Here is a 19,350-nt window from a genome sequence, read left to right as displayed (position 1 = left end):
TGAATAATATTGTATTATTTTACTGCACCATTTACAACACCATTAATAATCTGTTTCTGACATACAATATAGAACAGAAGAATTGGAATCAGTGATAGTAAATAAGAAGCAAAAGCCAGATTGTAGTTGGTGCCGAACTGTGTCTGGAAAGTTAACTGTGCAAGAGGCAGAGTGTTTGTTCCCGTTCCGGACATGATGACCAGAGGGGTCATTACATCGTTCCAGGTTCCGAGAGCAGTCAGTACGGCAACGGTTGCGTGCATGGGTTTCATGATTGGGAAGATTACTTTCCAGTAAGTTGTCCATGTAGTTGCACCGTCCACGTAGGCGGCTTCTTCCAGTGCAATTGGAATGTTCTTTAAATAGCCGGAGTAGAGCATAACATTCATCGGCATATAGAACACTAAATAACATAATATAACTCCAAACCAGTTGTCAATTCCCATTTGTGCGGTTTGTTTTACCAGAGGCATCATAAGGATGGCAAATGGTACGAACATACCACTCACAATGTAAAGGTATGATAACTTGTAGAACTTGCTATGAGCCATAGCTCTTCCAATGGCATATCCCGCCAGAGAATGAATCAGGATTGCCAGAACTACAGTAGTGACTGTAATCAGAACGCTGTACCCAAGAGAATGCCAGAAATCTGTTACTCGCATAGCTTCTGCAAAATTTTCCAGACTCCAGGTACCTGGCAGACTTAAAGCTCCGGCAATATCATTGGTCATTTCAGATGGTTTTTTAAATGCAATTACGATTGCCATATAAAGCGGAAAGATTACCGTTACACAGCCAAGAATTAATAATATAGTGACAGGCCAGTTTGTAGCGGCAGCAACTTTGTTTTTCTTTTTCATTATAACTGTTCCTCCTTCTTTCCCATAAAATTAAGCTGGAATACGGAGATGGCTACGATTACCACAAAGAAGATAACCGCGTTGGCACTCTGAAAACCAAACTGACCGCCTCCAATACCATTGTTATAGATCAGATAAGAGATAGACTCGGTACTCTGTGCAGGACCTCCTTTGGTCAAAGCCATAATCTGGTCAAATACCATAAGGAAATCTTTCATGCTTAATACCATGTTAATGCTCAAAAACGGAATAATCAGTGGGAGAGTCAGTGACTTAAAACTTTTCCATCCGGTAGCACCATCGATAGCACCTGCTTCATACACGTCTTCTGGAACTGTCTGCAGACCTGAGATATAGATCAAAGTAGTCTGTGCAATTGCCTGCCATGAGGCAACGATTACGATAGCGATCCATGCAGTATTGGTGCTGGAGAGCATACTGGAAGTGCTTGTGACTGCCGGAAGAATATAGGTGAATATATATCCGAAAATATAACCGACAACCAGGCCACCAAGAATTCTCGGCACAAAATAGATACCACGCAGAGTACTTTTGGCTTTGATCTTGCTGTTCAGGCCAAGTGCAAGAATCAGAGCGATAATATTCGTAATAATTGTTGCAAGAATTGCAAATTTAAAAGTAAAAAGATAAGATTTTCCTACGCGGGCGTCAGTGAACAGGTCAATATAGTTGCGCAGACCAACAATGTCATAACTTCCAAATCCTTTGAAGTTTGTAAAACTGTACATGAATCCTTTGATCAAAGGAAGCGTATTAAAGCAGAAGAACAGTAATAAAACGGGGATTGTGATTAACAGGAATGTCTGGTTTCTGCTAAGTTTTTTCTTCATTATTCATTCCCTCCATTTTCTTCATATTCCTGTACCTTACGGATAATGTCACGATTATAACGCTCCCAGTCAGAATCAAATTTTTTCAAAAATGCATTGACATCACCGTTGATTAAAAATGTCTGAATCTGTGCATCGACAGACATTTCGGCAGGATAGTAGTGGTCTTGGTAATCAGCCATTTTTCCTTCTTTAATGTAAGAAGCCATACCATTTAAGACTTCTGGAAGTTCAAAATCGCCTTCTTTACAAGGGACGGCACTTTGATCATTCAGATAGATCTGGATGGTTTCATCTTTTAACAGATATCGTAATACCTCATAAGCGGCTTCTTTGTTCTCGCAGTCGTTTGTAACACAGAACTGAAGATCAATTCCGGAATTCAGAATATTTACGTCAGCATTGTTATTCCCCGGCATTACGAAAGAATCAATATTCATATCCGGGTTTACGGACTGAATCTGAGGGACTGCATAGTTACCAATAGTGTACATGGCAGATTCTCCATTTGCGAATGCGGTACAGGCATCATTATAGTTATACGCATAAGGATCTTCAGGACCATAAGGAAGTAATTCTAACATTTTTTCTGACACTTCTCTGTACTCATCTGAAAAAGTTGTTTCTCCCCGGTTCACTTGTTGGCAGACATCGGCAGGAGCCAGATCTACAGCAAGAGAGTTCCATGGAGCAAGGCAAGTCCAAGTGTCTTTGAAACCAAAATACAGCGGCTGGATTCCAGATGCCTGAATCTCATCGCACAATGCTATAAATTCATCCCAGGTGGTAGGAATATCCCAGTTATGCTCATCGAACATATCTTTGTTGTAGAGGATTCCCGCGGCATTGGCAACATAAGGAACGGAATAGACACCTTCTTCTGGAACATATTCCAGATTCTTGGCAATTTTAAGATAAGCGGGTTTGATGTCAGAGATTCCTTCAAAATCAGAAATATCCATCAACATATCGGAGTCGATGAAAGAAGAGAAATTAACATCTCCTCCAATACCGATAATGTCAGGGACATCTTCTTTGATAAAACGTGTTTTTAAGACAGTCATAGCATCGTTAGGAGATTCGATTTCCAGGACAATATCGTCATGGGTTGCATTGAATTCTTCTTCCATCTTTTCGAAAGCTTTGACTGCCTCTGGTTTGTACTGTACAAGATTAATATGGATTTTCCCGTCTTTCCCGGAAGAATTTCCGCAGCCGGTAGCAGCAACCATACCGGTTAAGACTGTAATCATAAGGAGTACAGTAACTAGTTTCTTTTTCATTTCACACCTCTCCTTTGCATGAATTATTGTTTCTAATCGAAATCATAGCAGTGGCGAAAAAAAAGGTAAATATTTCTATGTGTGTGGTTTGTTACCAAAATTCGTGATTGTTCGAAAATGGTTGAAGTATAGACGCATTTTGGTATATAATTAGCTTAAATATAAAAAGTTTGTTAAAAATAGATAAAATAAAATCAGTAAATTGTGAAAAATACACAAAAACAAAGGCGGTGTTAGGATGTCTGATTTGTTGTTTTCTGTTTTTCAGGACGAACGTTTTATGGATTTAACAATTTATCAATATGGTTATGAAAAATGCAGCTCTCTGCATTCTTTCGGACCATTTGTAAGGAATCATTATCTGTTTCACTATGTGATCTCTGGCAAGGGTACACTGTACGCAGATGATGAAAGGTATAATTCGACTATTTACCAGATATCTGGCGGAAGCGGTTTTTTGCTTTTCCCAGAATATGCAAATATGTATTCCGCGGATAAGGATGAACCGTGGGAATATATCTGGATTGAATTTGGCGGACTTCGTGCAAAAGAATGTATAGAGATGGCCGGACTTTCTCAGAAAAATCCTATCTATGTACCGGATACACCACAGCATGGAGAAGAGTTGAAATGTCAGATGTTTACATTTATAGAGAATCAGAATGCGTCTTCGTTAAATCTGATTGGACGTCTGTATCTGTTTTTAGACAATTTGATTCAATATTCGACATCCAGAAAGCAGCTGCAGGGTGGAAAATTAAGCGAGTTTTACGCCAGAGAGGCAGTTAACTTTATTGAGCAGAATTATGCCCGGAATATCACGGTAGAAGATATGGCCAAGAGATGCAAGTTAGACCGTAGCTATTTTGGAAAAGTATTCAAGATTACGGTGGGAAAATCTCCGCAGGAATTTTTGATCCAGTATCGAATGACCAAGGCAGCAGAAGCGCTTACGCTTACCAATGCGACCGTTGGAGATATTGGAATCTCCGTAGGATATCCAAATCTATTACATTTTTCAAGAGCATTTAAAACCGTGTATGGAATATCTCCAAGAGAATTCCGGCAGAAAAATAAAATTGTGGATCATAGAATGAAGGATATATCAATAATAGATTGACAATCTTCTACAAATTAGGTATCATAAACTTTAATGAGTAAAAGCGTTAAAGTGCCGAAATTTATAATATTCGGCATGGAAAGGGGATTTTCAAATGCCGATTACAGATATCTTGGAGAAGAATTGTCGTCTGTACGGAGATGATGTGTGTCTGGTAGAGATTAATCCAGAGATGCCAGAGACAAGACGAGTAACATGGAAGGAATATGAGCTGATTGAGCCAGTACGTGCACCGTATCACCGTCGTGAGATTACATGGAATGTGTTTAATGAGAAGGCCAACCGTTTTGCCAACCTTTTGTTGGAAAGAGGTGTGAAAAAAGGTGATAAAGTAGCTATTTTGTTGATGAATTGTCTGGAGTGGCTGCCGATTTATTTTGGGGTTTTAAAGACAGGCGCTTTGGCAGTGCCGTTGAATTTCCGCTATTCTGCTGAAGAAATTAAATATTGTGTAGAACTGGCAGAAGTAGATGTGCTGGTGTTTGGACCAGAATTTATCGGACGAGTAGAAGAGATCGCTGATGATATCAGCCAACACAGACTTTTATATTATGTAGGAGATGGATGCCCTGGGTTTGCAGAAGACTATACGATACATTCTGCAAATTGTTCCAGCCAGTCTCCGAAGATTGATATCAATGATGAAGACTATGCTGCGATATATTTTTCATCTGGAACGACAGGTTTTCCGAAAGCAATTTTACATACTCACCAGGCATTGATGCATTCTGCGAAAGTAGAGCAGAATCATCATGGCCAGACAAAAGATGATGTATTCTTATGTATTCCTCCTCTTTATCATACGGGGGCGAAGATGCATTGGTTCGGAAGTTTTCTGACAGGAGGAAAAGCAGTTCTTCTGAAGGGAACAAATCCGGAATTTATTCTTCGGGCAGTATCGGAAGAAAAATGTACGATTGTGTGGCTGTTAGTTCCATGGGCACAGGATCTTCTGCTTGCTCTTGACAGTGGTAAGATTAATCTTGATGATTATCAATTGGATCAATGGCGCCTGATGCATATTGGTGCACAGCCTGTACCGCCAAGCCTTATTAAGCATTGGAAAGAGTACTTCCCACATCATCAGTATGATACGAATTATGGGTTAAGTGAGTCTATAGGACCAGGATGTGTTCATCTGGGAGTTGAGAATATTCATAAGGTTGGTGCTATTGGAAAAGCCGGTTATGGATGGGAAACAAAGATCATTGATGATAACGGAAATCCAGTGAAGCGGGGAGAGACTGGTGAACTTGCTGTCAAAGGTCCCGGAGTCATGGTAGAATATTACAATGACAAGAAAGCAACGGAAGAAGTTTTGCACGATGGATGGCTTTATACAGGCGATATGGCAATGGAAGATGAAGATGGATTTATCTTCCTGGTAGACAGAAAGAAAGATGTGATTATCAGTGGTGGAGAGAATATATATCCGGTGCAGATAGAAGATTTTCTCCGTACAAATGATGCGATTCTGGATGTGGCAGTTATTGGTCTCCCAGATCATCGACTTGGAGAGATTGCAGCAGCGATCATCTCTTTAAAACCAGACGTTGTCTGTACAGAAGAAGATATCAATGAATTCTGTAAAAAGCTTCCGCGATATAAACGTCCACGTAAGATTATTTTTGCAGATGTTCCGCGTAATGCAACCGGAAAGATTGAAAAGCCTAAGTTAAGAGAGATGTACGGTGCCGCGAAGTTAGTAGAAGAGCAAAACCGCAGCTAACTGATACATATAAGATAATAAAAAGATGCTGAAGAATACAGTGAAAAACTGTAACCTTCAGCATTTTTTTATTATTTTGCAGCTTTCTTGGCAAATTCTGTTGTCACAAGATCTTCATAAGGAGCACGTTCGGTGAGTTCTCCGGCATTTTCCAGAATATCTTGCAAAAGATCAAAACTATCTTCTTCAAAAATCAGATTATCCTTCCATGTGTCTTGATCATAGTAACGTGTGACGATGGTCGTAATAGTATCCTGATCAGTTTCTTTGAACTGTGGTGCGATGATGGAAGCAATCTCTTCAGGCGTGTGAGTCTGTACGTAGTCCATACCTTTCTGTAAAGCATTGGTGAAACCCTGGATGATATCTGGATGTTCATCAATATAGCTTTGCTTTGCAGAAAATGCGGTATATGGGACGTAACCGCTGTCAGTACCAAGAGAAGCGACAACGAAGCCTTTTCCTTCTTTTTCCAGATTCGTCGCGCCTGGTTCGAATTCAATTGTAAAGTCAGCCTGACCTTCGGAAAATGCGGCAGCAGTGGAACCAAAGTCTATGCTTTGATTGATATTCAGATCTTTGGATGGGTCAATGCCATTTTGCTTTAAGATATATTCAAATACCATTTCTGGCATGCCACCTTTTCGTCCTCCAAGTACATCTTTTCCCTTCAGTTCTTCCCAGGTAAAATCAGGCATCTCTTCACGGGCAACCAAAAAGTTCCCTGCTCGCTGGGTCAATTGGGCAAAGTTTACTACATAATCATTTGCCCCTTCATTGTAGGTGTAGATGGAAGCTTCGGATCCCATAAATCCGATATCAGCGCTGCCAGAGAGAACAGCGGTCATAGTCTTATCTGCGCCGAATCCAGTCTGAACAGTGAGTTCAATACCTTCCTCTTCAAAATATCCTTCTTCGATGGAGACATACATAGGTGCGTAAAAGATAGAGTGTGCCACTTCGTTTAAGATTACTTTCGTAAGCTTTGTATCCGTGACAGATTCAGTACTTGTGGATTCAACATCTTGATTTTCTGAAGTACAGCCTAACAGAGCAGTAATCGCTATTGCAATTACCAGGAAAACGGAAACAGCTTTCTTTTTCATGAATATCCTCCTTGAATTCCCTAATGCTATAATATATTCAAAAGAGAATATTGTGTGAAAATGAAAGATTAAAAAAGCTTTTATTGAAACATATTTTCGACGTAGTTGCGCATTTCATTGCGTGACTTTACTTGCCTTGCTCCATGAATAATACTTTTTTGTTCGGATTCGGGAAGCTGAGCAAATTTATTTAGAATGTCAGAATGTTGTGCAAGCTCCATTGTAAATCCAATGGGAAGTTCTCGATTATCAATCATTACAATCACCTCATGAATAGAATGTGCATTTAATAGAAATTTATGCAGCGACATCGTTTCTTTTTGAATTTAATAAATGAATATCTGGTATGAATAGGTTTGTGAAAAATATGCATACTACTTTTGAAAGGAGGAGTACATGATGATCGAGATAGATTCTTCAATAACAAATGATTCTCCTGGTATTGCTTACGCCAACCTTTCAGAAGAAATGTGTGAAAAAATCACAAAATTAGAACAGACGATTCAGAAAGAGACAGGAGAAAAGATTGCCCTTGTGGCATATCTTGTCTAAAAATGTACGAACAACAGGAGGATTATATGCATGAAAGAAAAGTCTTCGTTTACAACAGAAAAACCAATTGATTACACACAGACCAAAGATGCTTATGAGGGAAACAGGGAGTCTTCCATCTATCAGGATTCTCCGATTCCATCAGAGAAAAAGCCTGGCAAGAAGGAATATAATGATGGAATGAGCAGGGAAAATAGGTATGAATGAGAAAAAACGAGAACAGCAGAATCAGAAAAAAAGTAATGATAAATTTAATAGCATTACCCAAAAAACAGAGCCTGAAAATCAAAATCAGCATCATAATGTAAGAAAAGAAGCAGTAGACGCAAAAATAAGGCAGATATAAAACAATGGCAGTATTATGGAAAGTTCTCTTCCAATACTGCCATTGTTAAGTCATGATATTATATTCGATCATGATTAATCACTGTGTAAAATAATTCTTTTATCTTTTCTGACTGGTCTGTCTGTCCAAGAACCCACATAAGCTTTGCTACGATAGATTCGGTAGTCATATCTCCGGCTTGAAGAATTCCGGGATGCTCGCTGTATTTCTTTCCTACTTTATACACTTCGAGGTCACAGCCTTCCTCTGGTACCTGAGTCGTTACCGCCAAAGTTTTTCCAGAATCCACCCATGAGAAGATTGCCTTCTCAAAAGAATCAGGAATACCTCCGATTCCGAATGTTTCAAGAATAATAGCATCATAATGTCCTTTTAATAGATCAAAAATGTCAGATTTAGCTTCTGGTGTCAGTTTCAAGACAAATACACGATCATTAAGCTGGTCATAAGTCTTAAGATCCTCTGGAGCAGGCGGGATTTCCATATAGTGACGGATAATACGGTCATCATGAAGTACGGCCATCATTGGGAAATTCATACTTTCAAAGGCATCAAAACTTCGAGTGCGCTGTTTGCGGCCACGGGTTCCTGCAACAGCTTTTCCATTAAATACAATATTCACATTGCAAGAAGCATCATCCACTGCATAGAGAATACTTTGATATATATTTATCTTTGCATCAGTATAAGGGTTACCCATTGGCTTCTGGGAACCCGTTAATACAATCGGTTTGCAGCTGTTTTGAATCAAATAAGACAAAGCAGCAGCTGTATATGCCATAGTATCCGTTCCGTGTAAAATTACAAAACCATCGTAAGAATCATATTGTTCCATGATTGCGTCACGAATCTGCAGCCATTGACGCGGACGCATATTCGTACTGTCGATATTCATAAGCTGAAGAACAGTTAATTGGCATATATCACGAATGCCAGGCACACTGTCTGCTAATTCCTCTCCGCTTATTGCAGGAGCCAAACCAGAATCTCCTTCTTTAGAGGCAATCGTACCTCCGGTAGCTATCATTAGTATCTTTTTCATAAAGTTACCTCACGTTATATAAGAATCATACCTTCATTAGCGTATATTTGAGAGTAAAATATGTCAAGTAGAAAATGAAAGTTTTTCATTTGGGTACACCACAAATTACAAAAAGGTACACCACAAAATGAAGTTGGGGACGTAGACTTTTTAAAAAAGTCTACGTCCCCAACTAACATATTACGATTACCTTTCTTGGTGTGGTTTGTGGCGGAACACTTCTTGTGGTTGTTGTATAATATACAATCAGTAATTGTCCTCCGGGGCTGCAGTTGTATGGCTGCCCGTTGGAGGTGACGATACTGGTTGAACGACCAAGATTTAGTTGTAGTGTTCCGTCTAAGGATAGGAGGCTTTCATCGAAATTGCCGGCGTAAATGGTCTCAGCTGGATTCCGGCGTCCGATGAATACAGTCTGGTACTGTGGCGGAAAGATAAGGGGAATAGGGAGGTTTGCGTCGTAGAATGCTGTAACATTCATACCAGGACGAAGCCGTATTTCTTCAATGACATATGTGCCTGGATGAATAATGAAATTCTGTATACCATCAGAATTGCGGATAGTAACCTGCTGTTGGCAGCAGTTGTTTCCAAATGCGGAAATATTCTGAATTGTGCCATTTACTGGTACTAAATTCATGGGTGGCATGAATAACACCCCGTTTTTGATTAATATATGCCAGATTATTTGCGTTGTTCCTCGGGCTTGATATTGGCAGCTCTTCCGTTGGGTGGAAGGAAGTGATACAGCTCTTCATAAGATTCGATTTCTTCAACAGAAACTGGTTCGGAAGGAATCAATCCGGTGCAGTCCTGAGTGGAAGCCGCATTAGAGAGATAGTCATATTCGTCAATAATTTTTTCGTTTTTTTTATCTTTCATTGTGATACCTCCAAATGTAAAATTCAAATGTATAGAATTAGAATGTGTAGAAAAAGATAAATGTATGCTGTATAATATTTCCTGGATTAAAAATAAATAATGTGAAAGAAGGATTTATCATGAAGATAGAAATTGACACCCATTCCCATACGTTGGCAAGTGGGCATGCATATAATACCATTCGAGAGATGGCATCCATGGCAGCAGAAAAAGGACTGAAAGGGCTGGCGATTACGGAGCATGCGCCACAGATGCCGGGAACATGCCATCCGTATTATTTTCAGAATCTGAGAGTTGTTCCACGGAAAATGTATGGTGTCGAGCTGTTCTTAGGAACGGAATTGAATATTATGAATGAGCAAGGAGAGGTTGATCTTTCCAAAGATGTACTGAAGCAGCTTGACATAGCCATTGCAAGTATGCATATACCGTGTTTTCAGAGTGAACGAACTGTAGAAAATATTACAAAGGCATACCTTCGTGTAATGGAGAATGAGTATGTAGATATTATTGGGCATCCAGATGATGGAAGATTTCCAGTTGACTGTGCCAAATTTGTAAAAGAAGCAAAGAAAACAGGGATCTTGATTGAGGTCAATAATTCTTCGCTCCGTCCAGATGGATTCCGTCTAAATACAAAAGAAAATTGCAGGAATATTCTTCAGGAGTGTAAAAAGCAAAGGGCGATGATTGTACTTGGCACGGACTCACATGTAGATGTTGATATTGCAGAATACGGATATGCCATAGAAGTATTACGGGAAGTTGATTTTCCGGAAGAATTGATTGCAAATGTGACATTAGAAAAGTTAAAACTCTCTTTAAAACGCAACAAAAAGGTGTAGACTTTATAAATTTAGTGTGTTAAAATGTAACAGTAATGATAATGTTACGAAGGAGATTATGTTATGAGTAAAAAGATAAGGACTGAAGCAGTAGACTATCTGTTTAGTGCGATCTTGAGCCTGAAAGATAAAGAAGAATGCTATACTTTTTTCGAAGATATCTGTACAATCAATGAATTGCTTTCATTATCACAGAGATTTGAAGTAGCAAAGATGCTGAGAGAACATAAGACATATCTTGAAATTGCTGAGAAGACAGGAGCTTCTACCGCGACTATCAGTCGTGTGAATCGCTCATTAAATTATGGAAATGACGGATATGACATGGTGTTCGAGAGAATTAATCAGAAGAAAGACTAATAGAAAAAGAAATAAGGCCGGTTGCCTTATTTCTTTTTTTTGTGATCCGGTTCCGGAAGTTCATCTATTAATTTTTCTATAATTAATTTTTTGACATATACATCAAAACTGAGACTGCAGATGAAAGAAAAGAATTGCAGATAATCCCTCTCATCTTCAGGAACATCGCTGAAACTATTGATTGCTGAATTGTAAGATTTGGCAACATCTTTTTGCAGTGCGTCAATTCTCGATTTTTCCAGTTTACATATCTCCTCATAGATAGAAGTCATGTTAAAGTCTTGTCCATTGTTAAAATACTTTTCTGTGATAGGGGCTAACATGGTCTCAATATCTTTGATAGACAGTATGTTTTTAAAATAATATATAAAGATCATGACTAATACATGTTCTTTGGAATATTTCTTTTTGACCGGAGGCGGAAGAAGATTATTTTTAGCGTAATTGTTGATCATAGTTTTTGTCAGGATTTTATCATTTTCATATCGCTTGGTAGAATGAAGCTGTTCTTCCATAAAGGTTGTCACCTGATCCATATATAGATCAATGTTCGGAATATCTCCGGGCCGTACATAGTCGATCCGTGAAATGCTAGATAAGATACTGTTTAGCATGTCCTTTGTATCAATTGTCATTTTATCACCTCAATAAAAGTATTATATAGTTTTTAAAACTATATGACAAGATTTTTTTCGGGTATAAAGAAAAATATTCTGAGTAAAAAAATGGAAAGTTTCTTGATGCTTGCACTTCTTTGGGAAAGTCCGTATAATAGAAACAGATTTTGAGGGAGGAATAGAAGTCATGAAATCGGTTGTGTTGTGCTATAACCTAAAAGAAACAAAAAAAGGCAGACAAGTTGCAATGATATTTGGTTTTCTGGGATATAAGATTCGCCATGTAGAAAAAGAAGAATATTTATGGCCGATAGGGAAATTGGCAGGAATGGAAAAAGTGGAGAGAGAGACCGAAGTGTATGATGGAGAGGGATTTGAAGAAGAGATGCTGGTCATACAGGCTGCTTCTGAAGATATGCTGGATAAAGCGCTGTTCCTCATGAGAAAGGAAAAATTACAGGTGCCGTTAAAGGCTGTTGTAACTGCATCTAATCAGGAGTGGACTTCAATTGCGCTCCATGACGAGATCTTAAAAGAACATCAGTTTATGACCAAACAGAATGGAATAGAAAGGAAATAGAAGATTTGAGTATATATGATACATTAAATGAACAGCAGAAGGAAGCGGTGCTTTATACAGAAGGACCGCTTCTTATACTTGCGGGAGCCGGGTCGGGTAAGACCAGAGTCCTGACTCATCGTATTGCTTATCTGATTGAAGAGATGGGTGTAAATCCGTGGAATATTCTGGCAATTACATTTACGAATAAAGCAGCAGGCGAGATGAGAGAACGAGTAGACAAGTTAGTGGGTTTTGGGTCTGAAAGTATCTGGGTAAGCACTTTTCATTCTACTTGTGTGAGAATTTTGCGCAGACATATTGATTTGTTAGGATATGATACGAATTTTACAATTTATGATACAGATGATCAGAAGACCTTGATGAAAGATGTATGTAAATTATTACAGATAGATACGAAGATTTTTAAAGAGCGATCATTAATGAGCGCGATTTCGCATGCAAAAGATGAGCTGGTGACGCCAGAGGAGTTTCGCCTTCAGGCAGAAGGTGACTTTAGTAAAAGGAAAATCGCGGATGTCTATGAAGAGTATGAGAAGCAGCTGAAAGCAAATAATGCTCTGGATTTTGATGATCTGTTGGTGAAGACAGTTCAGTTATTCCAGACACAGGCAGATGTACTGGACTATTATCAGGAACGGTTCCGTTATATTATGGTAGATGAGTATCAGGACACCAACACGGTGCAATTTGAGTTGATTCGATTATTATCTTCCAAGTATCGTAATCTATGTGTCGTAGGAGATGATGATCAGTCTATCTATAAATTCCGTGGTGCTAATATCAAGAATATCTTGAATTTTGAACAGGTCTTTGAAGATGCGAAGGTGATAAAGCTAGAGCAGAATTATCGTTCTACTGGTAATATTCTGAATGCTGCAAATGCAGTGATCCGCAACAATGTAGGAAGAAAGGATAAGACACTTTGGACAGCCAATGGAGAAGGTGAAAAACTGGAGTTTCGTCAGTTTGATTCTGCGTATGATGAAGCAGAATATATTGTAAGTGACATACGTGAGCATGTGAACCAGGGAGCTTGTACATACAATGATAATGCGATTCTTTACCGTACCAATGCACAATCACGTATGTTTGAAGAGAAGTTTGTGACAGCCAATATTCCTTATAAAGTTGTTGGCGGCATTAATTTCTATGCGAGGCGTGAAATTAAGGATTTATTGTCCTATCTGAAAACAGTAGATAATGGACGGGATGATCTGGCGGTGCGTCGAATTGTGAATGTGCCGAAGCGAGGAATTGGACTGACAAGTATCAACCGAGTACAAGAATACGCTGCACAGCATGAGATAGGATTCTATGATGCGCTTCGTGCAGTTGATCTGATTCCGAATATTGGACGTGGGGCATCGAAACTGGAATCTTTTGTTGCATTAATTGAACATTTTAAAGCGGATGCTTTGGAGATGAGTCTGTCTGATCTTATGCAGGAGATTATTGAAGAGACAGGATATGTTGAAAGTCTGAAAGAAGAGGACAGTGAAGAAGCAGAAGCAAGAATTGAGAATATAGATGAGTTGATCAGTAAGATCACAGCTTATGAAGAAACCTGTGAAGATATGAATGAACCTGCAACTCTTAGCGGCTTTCTTGAAGAAGTTGCGTTGGTGGCAGATATTGACAGTCTGGATGAAAGCAGTGACTATGTGGTGCTAATGACACTGCACAGTGCGAAGGGACTGGAGTTCCCACACGTATATCTGGCTGGAATGGAAGATGGAATTTTCCCGAGTTATATGACGATTACAGCCGATGACCCAACTGAAGTAGAAGAAGAAAGGCGTCTTTGTTATGTGGGAATTACCAGAGCGGAGAAAGATTTGACGTTGACTTGTGCGAGACGTCGCATGATTCGTGGTGAGACACAGTATAATAAGATGTCTAGATTTTTGAAAGAGATTCCAATGAATCTATTATCTACGGGTATGGTATTTGAAAAAGAGAAGGAAGAACCGATAAGACAAAGCGCTTATCAACAGGCAAAACAAGCATTCAAGACGAAAGCATTTGCTACGCAAAAGCCGGTGAAGCAGTTTGGAAATGGTGGTGGAAAAGGACCAGGATACGGTGTCGGTGACCGGGTACGCCATATGAAATTTGGAGAAGGAACGGTAACTGCCATTATAGAAGGTGGAAGGGATTATGAGGTTACAGTAGATTTTGACAATGCCGGAACAAAAAAAATGTTTGCAACTTTTGCACGACTCCAAAAAGTATAAGAAATCAGATATTTTCATATAAATTTGTAGTAATCTCAAAAAATAAGTGCTATAATAAAAATAATAGTTGATGCTTGTTGCGAAAACAAGAGAAAGGATGTGGGAGTATGAATAAAGTAGAAGATATTATTGCAGCAACAAAGTTAAGTGAGCTAATTAGCAAGAAAGAAGAAGATAAGCAGTGCAAGACAGTACTGTGGGTTCTGGCTATCATCGGAGCTGTAGCAGCCGTTGCAGCAATCGCTTACGCTGTATATTCTTTCTTTACACCAGATTATCTGGAGGATTTTGAAGAAGATTTTGACGATGATTTTGATGATGATTTCTTCAGCGAAGATGATCAGGTATAAGTAGATACTGATCACACAACTTAATGTGCAATAGAGAAAGCAGGTTAGAAGCCTATGTAATGTAGAAAAAGGTATCTTACCTGCTTTTGTCTTGGAAGAAGACAGAGAATATATCAGTGGAAGGAGTATGTGGATGGATGAAAAGTGTTATGCACTCTTGATCGATGCAGATAATATATCTGCCAAGTATATCAAACCGATACTGACAGAGTTATCAAAATACGGAGTGATTACATATAAGAGAATCTATGGGGACTGGACAAGCACCCAGCATTCCAGCTGGAAAGATGAATTACTGAAGAATTCCATTACGCCCATTCAGCAGTTCAGTTATACACAGGGAAAGAATGCCACAGATTCGGCAATGATCATTGATGCAATGGATATTTTGTATACCAATGATGTGGATGGATTCTGTATTGTGTCCAGTGATAGTGATTTTACACGGCTGGTCAGTCGACTGAGGGAAAGTGGAAAGATGGTTATCGGAATGGGAGAGAATAAGACACCGGAACCATTCCGAAAGGCATGTGATAAGTTTACGATTTTGGAAAATCTTTTGATTGAGCAGGAACTTGGACGATCAAAACCGGAAGATGTACATGACAAATTAAGCAAAGAAAAGATTGAAGATGCTATTATCAAGATGGTTATTGAGAATCAGAATAGTAATAAAGTAACTGGACTGGGAGAGATAGGAAGTCGTCTGGTAAACCTGTTTCCAGATTTTGATGTCCGAAGTTATGGTTATAATATGCTGTCAAAGTTCTTGGAAGAATTCTCAAGAATTCAATTAGTCAAAAGTGGAAACATTGTATCGGTTGCACTAAGAGAAGACTGGGAGATGAAAGAAGATATTGATAAATATGTACTTTCGATTGCCAGGAAAGCAGGAAAAAATGGAATAGAACTCAGTGCTCTTGGTAATAAAGTATATGAAAAATATAAAGACTTTAAGATTAGTGATTATGGATATGCACAGTTTAATCAATATGTGAAAAGTATTGATCATATCAAAGTAGAACAGGACGGAACTATATTAAAAGCGAAATGTACGATACAATAGTAGAAGAAAGGAATTAACAACATGAAAAAAGGGCAGGTATACGAAGGAATGATTGAATCGGTAGAATTTCCTAATAAGGGAAAAGTATTCCTACCTGAAGAAGAAAGATATGTAATCGTAAAAAATGGAGTTCCAGGGCAGAAAGTGAGTTTCTCTGTGAATAAAATACGAAAAGGAAAGGCAGAGGGACGACTTTTGGAAGTCTTAGAACATTCTCCTATGGAAATAGAATCAAAATGTCCACATTTTGGACAATGCGGCGGATGTACTTATCAGAATCTTCCTTATGAAGAGCAGATCAGGATGAAGGAAACACAGGTAAAAGCTATGATGGATGAAGCGGTGGAAGGTGATTACATCTGGGAAGGTGTGAAACAAAGTCCTGTGAGACAGGAATACCGGAATAAGATGGAGTTCTCTTTTGGCGATGAATATAAAGATGGGCCATTGGCACTTGGAATGCATAAAAGAGGTAGTTTTCATGATATTGTAAATGTGTCCGATTGTCAGATTGTGGATGCGGATTACCGAAAGATCCTTACCTGCACTTTAGAGTATGCAAGAGAATCAGGACTTCCGTACTACCATCGGATGAGGCATACCGGATTCTTCCGACATTTGCTTGTTCGAAAAGCGGTAAAGACAGGAGAGATTCTGATTGATCTGGTCACGACAACAGAGTCTGAGTTTGAAAAGGAATTTGATGGACAGAGATGGGTTAAGAAGCTTTTGTCTCTGGAATTGAATGGAACGATTGTCGGTATATTGCATACCAAGAATGACAGTGTGGCAGATGTAGTAAAAGATGAAGGAACCGAGATTCTATATGGTCAGGATTACTTTTATGAAGAACTCCTGGGATTGAAGTTCAAGATTACCCCATTTTCTTTCTTTCAGACGAATTCCCTCGGAGCCGAGGTACTGTATGAGACGGCAAGGGAATATATCGGAGAGACGAAAGATAAGGTGATCTTTGATCTGTACAGTGGAACCGGAACGATTGCGCAGATTCTGGCACCGGTTGCCAAGAAGGTAGTGGGAGTAGAGATCGTGGAAGAAGCTGTGGAAGCTGCAAGAGAGAACGCAGAACTTAACGGCCTTAACAACTGTACCTTCTGGGCGGGAGATGTGCTGAAGGTGATTGATGAACTCGGCGAAGTGCCGGATCTTATTATGTTAGATCCGCCAAGAGACGGAGTGCATCCTAAGGCATTGGAGAAGATTACGAATTTTGGCGTGGACCGTGTCGTCTATATTGCCTGTAAGCCGACCAGTTTGGCAAGAGATCTGGAGATGCTGCAGGGAAGAGGGTATCGTGTGGAACGGATTGGGTGTGTTGATTTATTCCCGGGCACAGTCCATATAGAGACGGTCTGTCTAATGTCCAAGGTGAAATAAAAAAATGATAGTAAAACAAATAAAATGCAGGTGACATCAGTCTATTGCTGATATCCCTGCATCTTATTTGTTTTATATGATCTACTTACATGCTTTTAAGATGGCTTTCAGATATTCCCAGGAACGTTCGGTGGACGCAATGTCTACCCTCTCTTTTACTGAGTGAACATCTGGAAGGTTTGGTCCGAAAGATACAATATCGAGATCTGGTTTCTTGTCAAAGAGAATGCCGCATTCCAGTCCGCTGTGGGTTGTCTCAACCTGTGGATCTGTTCCGTACATTTCTTTATAGAGCTCGATCATCATTGGGCGGAGGGTTGAATTCTCATCGAATTCCCATGCAGGATATTCACCAGAGATTTCATAAGAAGCGCCGATTAATTCACACCACATAGCCAGCTGATTCTTCATGTCTTCCAGTTTGCTCTTCATAGAACTTCTTACCTGGAAACGTACTCTGACTGCATCGTCCTTGGTTTCAACAATTCCTGGGTTCAAAGAAGTCTCTACTGCTTGTGGGAAAGAACGGTCGTAGCACTGTACTCCGTTTGGAATACCATACAGATATTGAATCACACGAGAAGTTGTGTCAGCGTCAAATGACTGATAGATACCTTCTTCCACCGATTCAGCTGTAATTGTCAGGCCTGGTTCGGAACCAAGGAATTCAGCAGAGATCTTGTTCGCTAATTCGGCGGTATCTTTTATGATTGCATCCGTCTGTACGGTATCTGCAACGATGACTGCATGATTAAACATGGCAATGACATTGGCAGCAGTACCACCCTGCATATCCATCAGATTAAAGTCATAATCTTTTGCAAGTGTATATAATACACGTCCCATGATCTTGTGGGCGTTACCACGTTGCTTCTGAATCTCAGCACCGGAGTGTCCTCCCTGAAGACCTGTAACTGAGATCTTGATTTTCGTTCCTTTTTCTTCACTCCATTCGATTGGAATAAAGGTGTCATAAATAAATCCACCGGCACATCCGACTGTCAGTACACCCTCTATCTCTGAATCCAGGTTCAGGCATTTCCTTCCCTTTAACTGAGACAGATCAACCGCTTTTGCACCGCCCATGCCAATTTCTTCATCGACTGTGAAGATTGCTTCAATCGGTGGATGAGGAATATCGGTACTTGCAAGAACTGCCATTGCATAAGCAATTGCGATTCCGTCATCTCCTCCAAGAGAGGTGTTCTTTGCTCCGATAAAACCATCTTCCACAAAGAGGTCAAGCGGATCATTTTTAAAATCGTGATCGCTGTCTGGTGTCTTCTCGGTTACCATATCCAGATGACCCTGTAAAATAACTGGTTCACTGTCTTCATAACCCGGTGTTCCCGGCTTCTTGATAATGACGTTGTTCACTTCGTCCTGTATGTATTCCAGATTGTGAGCTTTTGCGAATTCTACGCAGAAATCACTTGCTTTTTTCGTGTAAAATGTTCCCCTTGGCACTTTACTAAGCTCTTCAAAGTAGTGGAATACTTCTTTTGGTTCAATGTTAGATAAAGCTCCCATTTTTATTTCCTCCGTTTATAATAAATGTAATTATAGTATAGCATAAAAAAGGACTTTTGAAGACAATCAATCAGAAAAAGTCCCTTCTAATGTTAGAAGCGCTCTTTTCTTATCGATTCCACCGGCATATCCGGTCAGGCTTTTGTCACTTCCAAGAACCCGGTGACAGGGAATGATGATGGAGATGGGATTATGTCCGACGGCACCGCCGACTGCCTGTGCTGACATATGGGGAAGGTTCTGTTGTCTGGCAATGGCCTGGGCAATCTGTTTATAAGTCGTTGTCTCTCCATAAGGTATCTTTTTTAATTGATTCCACACATTTACACGGAAATCCGTGCCGGAAAGGGATAACGCAGGAGTAAAGTCTGGTTTCTGACCCTGAAAATAGATGTCAAGCCAGTGGCAAGTTTCCAAAAAGATGGGAAGCTTTTGACAAACAGAGTCATCAGACAGATTGGATCCGAAGTATTTCTGCCCGTCAAACCATAATCCGGTTATGGCCTCGCCATTACTTGCCATAGTAATATCTCCCAATGGGGAGTGGTATTTGTACTGATATTGCATAATATAGACCTCCATGAAAGTAGGAT

At 39.6% G+C, this 19,350-nt stretch carries 22 protein-coding genes; 12 read left to right on the top strand and 10 right to left on the bottom strand.

Features of this window, described 5'->3' with window-relative positions:
- Nucleotides 1-14: 14 nt before the first annotated feature.
- From ACQRD1_RS12460 to ACQRD1_RS12450, 3 genes are read right to left on the bottom strand one after another with little or no spacing between them, the layout of a single operon-like run.
- Nucleotides 15-863 (bottom strand): carbohydrate ABC transporter permease, encoded by an 849-nt coding sequence (locus ACQRD1_RS12460; RefSeq protein ID WP_235233795.1) that lies wholly within the window; start codon nucleotides 861-863, stop codon nucleotides 15-17.
- On the bottom strand, nucleotides 863-1,714 hold the full coding sequence (locus ACQRD1_RS12455; RefSeq protein ID WP_235233796.1) for a carbohydrate ABC transporter permease: 852 nt from the start codon (nucleotides 1,712-1,714) through the stop codon (nucleotides 863-865). Before ACQRD1_RS12455 ends, ACQRD1_RS12460 begins: the two co-directional genes overlap by 1 nt.
- Nucleotides 1,714-2,997: an ABC transporter substrate-binding protein gene (locus ACQRD1_RS12450; protein ID WP_235233797.1), complete on the bottom strand. Its 1,284-nt coding sequence runs from the start codon at nucleotides 2,995-2,997 to the stop codon at nucleotides 1,714-1,716. Before ACQRD1_RS12450 ends, ACQRD1_RS12455 begins: the two co-directional genes overlap by 1 nt.
- 238 nt (nucleotides 2,998-3,235) lie before the next feature.
- Between ACQRD1_RS12450 and ACQRD1_RS12445 the strand changes: the two genes are divergently transcribed.
- Nucleotides 3,236-4,117, top strand: coding sequence for an AraC family transcriptional regulator (locus ACQRD1_RS12445; RefSeq protein ID WP_235233798.1), 882 nt, complete (start codon nucleotides 3,236-3,238; stop codon nucleotides 4,115-4,117).
- Between the two features lie 94 nt (nucleotides 4,118-4,211).
- The gene (locus ACQRD1_RS12440; RefSeq protein WP_235233801.1) at nucleotides 4,212-5,846 is read left to right on the top strand and encodes a class I adenylate-forming enzyme family protein; all 1,635 of its coding nucleotides are present in this window, start codon (nucleotides 4,212-4,214) and stop codon (nucleotides 5,844-5,846) included.
- 71 nt (nucleotides 5,847-5,917) lie between these two features.
- On the opposite strand, the gene ACQRD1_RS12435 is transcribed toward ACQRD1_RS12440, so the two are convergent.
- A complete protein-coding gene (locus tag ACQRD1_RS12435; RefSeq protein ID WP_235233802.1) occupies nucleotides 5,918-6,952 on the bottom strand; it encodes an ABC transporter substrate-binding protein in 1,035 nt (344 codons plus the stop codon).
- A gap of 80 nt (nucleotides 6,953-7,032) precedes the next feature.
- Complete coding sequence (locus tag ACQRD1_RS12430; RefSeq protein WP_235233803.1) at nucleotides 7,033-7,209, bottom strand: hypothetical protein; 177 nt, start codon at nucleotides 7,207-7,209, stop codon at nucleotides 7,033-7,035.
- 139 nt (nucleotides 7,210-7,348) lie between these two features.
- Between ACQRD1_RS12430 and ACQRD1_RS12425 the strand changes: the two genes are divergently transcribed.
- The 3 genes from ACQRD1_RS12425 to ACQRD1_RS12415 are packed head-to-tail and all read left to right on the top strand — an operon-like array spanning nucleotide 7,349 to nucleotide 7,850.
- Nucleotides 7,349-7,504, top strand: a complete 156-nt coding sequence (locus ACQRD1_RS12425) for a hypothetical protein (protein ID WP_235233804.1) — start codon at nucleotides 7,349-7,351, stop codon at nucleotides 7,502-7,504.
- 30 nt (nucleotides 7,505-7,534) lie between these two features.
- Nucleotides 7,535-7,711 carry a hypothetical protein gene (locus ACQRD1_RS12420; RefSeq protein WP_235233805.1) on the top strand — a complete coding sequence of 59 codons (177 nt, stop codon included), beginning with the start codon at nucleotides 7,535-7,537 and terminating at the stop codon, nucleotides 7,709-7,711.
- Nucleotides 7,704-7,850, top strand: coding sequence for a hypothetical protein (locus tag ACQRD1_RS12415; RefSeq protein WP_235233806.1), 147 nt, complete (start codon nucleotides 7,704-7,706; stop codon nucleotides 7,848-7,850). Before ACQRD1_RS12420 ends, ACQRD1_RS12415 begins: the two co-directional genes overlap by 8 nt.
- A 58-nt stretch (nucleotides 7,851-7,908) precedes the next feature.
- Here ACQRD1_RS12415 and ACQRD1_RS12410 read toward each other — a convergent pair whose 3' ends face one another.
- Both ACQRD1_RS12410 and ACQRD1_RS12405 read right to left on the bottom strand, forming a co-directional pair.
- Nucleotides 7,909-8,892: an asparaginase gene (locus tag ACQRD1_RS12410; RefSeq protein WP_235233807.1), complete on the bottom strand. Its 984-nt coding sequence runs from the start codon at nucleotides 8,890-8,892 to the stop codon at nucleotides 7,909-7,911.
- 684 nt (nucleotides 8,893-9,576) lie between these two features.
- On the bottom strand, nucleotides 9,577-9,774 hold the full coding sequence (locus ACQRD1_RS12405) for a hypothetical protein (protein ID WP_235233810.1): 198 nt from the start codon (nucleotides 9,772-9,774) through the stop codon (nucleotides 9,577-9,579).
- 119 nt (nucleotides 9,775-9,893) lie between these two features.
- Here ACQRD1_RS12405 and ACQRD1_RS12400 point away from each other — a divergent pair, with 119 nt between their 5' ends.
- Together ACQRD1_RS12400 and ACQRD1_RS12395 are read left to right on the top strand one after the other, a co-directional pair.
- Nucleotides 9,894-10,619, top strand: coding sequence for a phosphatase (locus ACQRD1_RS12400; protein ID WP_235233812.1), 726 nt, complete (start codon nucleotides 9,894-9,896; stop codon nucleotides 10,617-10,619).
- A 63-nt stretch (nucleotides 10,620-10,682) separates the two neighbouring features.
- On the top strand, nucleotides 10,683-10,979 hold the full coding sequence (locus tag ACQRD1_RS12395; RefSeq protein ID WP_235233814.1) for a YerC/YecD family TrpR-related protein: 297 nt from the start codon (nucleotides 10,683-10,685) through the stop codon (nucleotides 10,977-10,979).
- 26 nt (nucleotides 10,980-11,005) lie between these two features.
- On the opposite strand, the gene ACQRD1_RS12390 is transcribed toward ACQRD1_RS12395, so the two are convergent.
- Nucleotides 11,006-11,614: a DUF1836 domain-containing protein gene (locus tag ACQRD1_RS12390; protein WP_235233815.1), complete on the bottom strand. Its 609-nt coding sequence runs from the start codon at nucleotides 11,612-11,614 to the stop codon at nucleotides 11,006-11,008.
- 169 nt (nucleotides 11,615-11,783) lie between these two features.
- On the opposite strand from ACQRD1_RS12390, the gene ACQRD1_RS12385 reads away from it, so the two are divergent.
- The 5 genes from ACQRD1_RS12385 to rlmD all read left to right on the top strand — a co-directional run bounded on the left by ACQRD1_RS12385 (nucleotide 11,784) and on the right by rlmD (nucleotide 17,227).
- Nucleotides 11,784-12,176, top strand: a complete 393-nt coding sequence (locus ACQRD1_RS12385) for a DUF3783 domain-containing protein (RefSeq protein WP_235233816.1) — start codon at nucleotides 11,784-11,786, stop codon at nucleotides 12,174-12,176.
- 5 nt (nucleotides 12,177-12,181) lie between these two features.
- Nucleotides 12,182-14,413, top strand: coding sequence for a DNA helicase PcrA (pcrA, locus tag ACQRD1_RS12380; protein WP_235233819.1), 2,232 nt, complete (start codon nucleotides 12,182-12,184; stop codon nucleotides 14,411-14,413).
- A 107-nt stretch (nucleotides 14,414-14,520) separates the two neighbouring features.
- Nucleotides 14,521-14,763 (top strand): DUF4366 domain-containing protein, encoded by a 243-nt coding sequence (locus tag ACQRD1_RS12375; protein WP_235233820.1) that lies wholly within the window; start codon nucleotides 14,521-14,523, stop codon nucleotides 14,761-14,763.
- Nucleotides 14,764-14,896: 133 nt separating this feature from the next.
- A complete protein-coding gene (locus tag ACQRD1_RS12370; protein WP_427787651.1) occupies nucleotides 14,897-15,829 on the top strand; it encodes an NYN domain-containing protein in 933 nt (310 codons plus the stop codon).
- A gap of 21 nt (nucleotides 15,830-15,850) precedes the next feature.
- Entirely contained in the window at nucleotides 15,851-17,227 is a 1,377-nt protein-coding gene (rlmD, locus tag ACQRD1_RS12365) for a 23S rRNA (uracil(1939)-C(5))-methyltransferase RlmD (protein WP_235233822.1), read from the top strand.
- Between the two features lie 81 nt (nucleotides 17,228-17,308).
- On the opposite strand, the gene ACQRD1_RS12360 is transcribed toward rlmD, so the two are convergent.
- Complete coding sequence (locus ACQRD1_RS12360) at nucleotides 17,309-18,757, bottom strand: aminoacyl-histidine dipeptidase (RefSeq protein ID WP_235233826.1); 1,449 nt, start codon at nucleotides 18,755-18,757, stop codon at nucleotides 17,309-17,311.
- 66 nt (nucleotides 18,758-18,823) lie between these two features.
- Nucleotides 18,824-19,324 (bottom strand): methylated-DNA--[protein]-cysteine S-methyltransferase, encoded by a 501-nt coding sequence (locus ACQRD1_RS12355; RefSeq protein ID WP_235233827.1) that lies wholly within the window; start codon nucleotides 19,322-19,324, stop codon nucleotides 18,824-18,826.
- Nucleotides 19,325-19,350: the final 26 nt, after the last annotated feature.

This window comes from Bariatricus sp. SGI.019 (assembly GCF_050315235.1).
GTDB lineage: Bacteria > Bacillota > Clostridia > Lachnospirales > Lachnospiraceae > JAFBIX01.
This window is presented reverse-complemented; position numbering and strand designations above follow the sequence as displayed.

Excerpts from the sequence above, each read along its gene's own strand:
- ACQRD1_RS12460 (WP_235233795.1), bottom strand. The coding sequence starts at position 863 with ATGAAAAAGAAAAACAAAGTTGCTGCCGCTACAAACTGGCCTGTCACT.
- ACQRD1_RS12445 (WP_235233798.1), top strand. The coding sequence starts at position 3,236 with ATGTCTGATTTGTTGTTTTCTGTTTTTCAGGACGAACGTTTTATGGAT.
- ACQRD1_RS12405 (WP_235233810.1), bottom strand. The coding sequence starts at position 9,774 with ATGAAAGATAAAAAAAACGAAAAAATTATTGACGAATATGACTATCTC.
- ACQRD1_RS12410 (WP_235233807.1), bottom strand. The coding sequence starts at position 8,892 with ATGAAAAAGATACTAATGATAGCTACCGGAGGTACGATTGCCTCTAAA.
- rlmD (WP_235233822.1), top strand. The coding sequence starts at position 15,851 with ATGAAAAAAGGGCAGGTATACGAAGGAATGATTGAATCGGTAGAATTT.
- ACQRD1_RS12370 (WP_427787651.1), top strand. The coding sequence starts at position 14,897 with ATGGATGAAAAGTGTTATGCACTCTTGATCGATGCAGATAATATATCT.
- ACQRD1_RS12450 (WP_235233797.1), bottom strand. The coding sequence starts at position 2,997 with ATGAAAAAGAAACTAGTTACTGTACTCCTTATGATTACAGTCTTAACC.
- ACQRD1_RS12425 (WP_235233804.1), top strand. The coding sequence starts at position 7,349 with ATGATGATCGAGATAGATTCTTCAATAACAAATGATTCTCCTGGTATT.
- ACQRD1_RS12455 (WP_235233796.1), bottom strand. The coding sequence starts at position 1,714 with ATGAAGAAAAAACTTAGCAGAAACCAGACATTCCTGTTAATCACAATC.
- ACQRD1_RS12435 (WP_235233802.1), bottom strand. The coding sequence starts at position 6,952 with ATGAAAAAGAAAGCTGTTTCCGTTTTCCTGGTAATTGCAATAGCGATT.
- ACQRD1_RS12400 (WP_235233812.1), top strand. The coding sequence starts at position 9,894 with ATGAAGATAGAAATTGACACCCATTCCCATACGTTGGCAAGTGGGCAT.
- ACQRD1_RS12430 (WP_235233803.1), bottom strand. The coding sequence starts at position 7,209 with ATGATTGATAATCGAGAACTTCCCATTGGATTTACAATGGAGCTTGCA.
- ACQRD1_RS12420 (WP_235233805.1), top strand. The coding sequence starts at position 7,535 with ATGAAAGAAAAGTCTTCGTTTACAACAGAAAAACCAATTGATTACACA.
- ACQRD1_RS12440 (WP_235233801.1), top strand. The coding sequence starts at position 4,212 with ATGCCGATTACAGATATCTTGGAGAAGAATTGTCGTCTGTACGGAGAT.
- ACQRD1_RS12385 (WP_235233816.1), top strand. The coding sequence starts at position 11,784 with ATGAAATCGGTTGTGTTGTGCTATAACCTAAAAGAAACAAAAAAAGGC.
- ACQRD1_RS12390 (WP_235233815.1), bottom strand. The coding sequence starts at position 11,614 with ATGACAATTGATACAAAGGACATGCTAAACAGTATCTTATCTAGCATT.
- ACQRD1_RS12375 (WP_235233820.1), top strand. The coding sequence starts at position 14,521 with ATGAATAAAGTAGAAGATATTATTGCAGCAACAAAGTTAAGTGAGCTA.
- ACQRD1_RS12415 (WP_235233806.1), top strand. The coding sequence starts at position 7,704 with ATGAATGAGAAAAAACGAGAACAGCAGAATCAGAAAAAAAGTAATGAT.
- ACQRD1_RS12360 (WP_235233826.1), bottom strand. The coding sequence starts at position 18,757 with ATGGGAGCTTTATCTAACATTGAACCAAAAGAAGTATTCCACTACTTT.
- ACQRD1_RS12395 (WP_235233814.1), top strand. The coding sequence starts at position 10,683 with ATGAGTAAAAAGATAAGGACTGAAGCAGTAGACTATCTGTTTAGTGCG.
- ACQRD1_RS12355 (WP_235233827.1), bottom strand. The coding sequence starts at position 19,324 with ATGCAATATCAGTACAAATACCACTCCCCATTGGGAGATATTACTATG.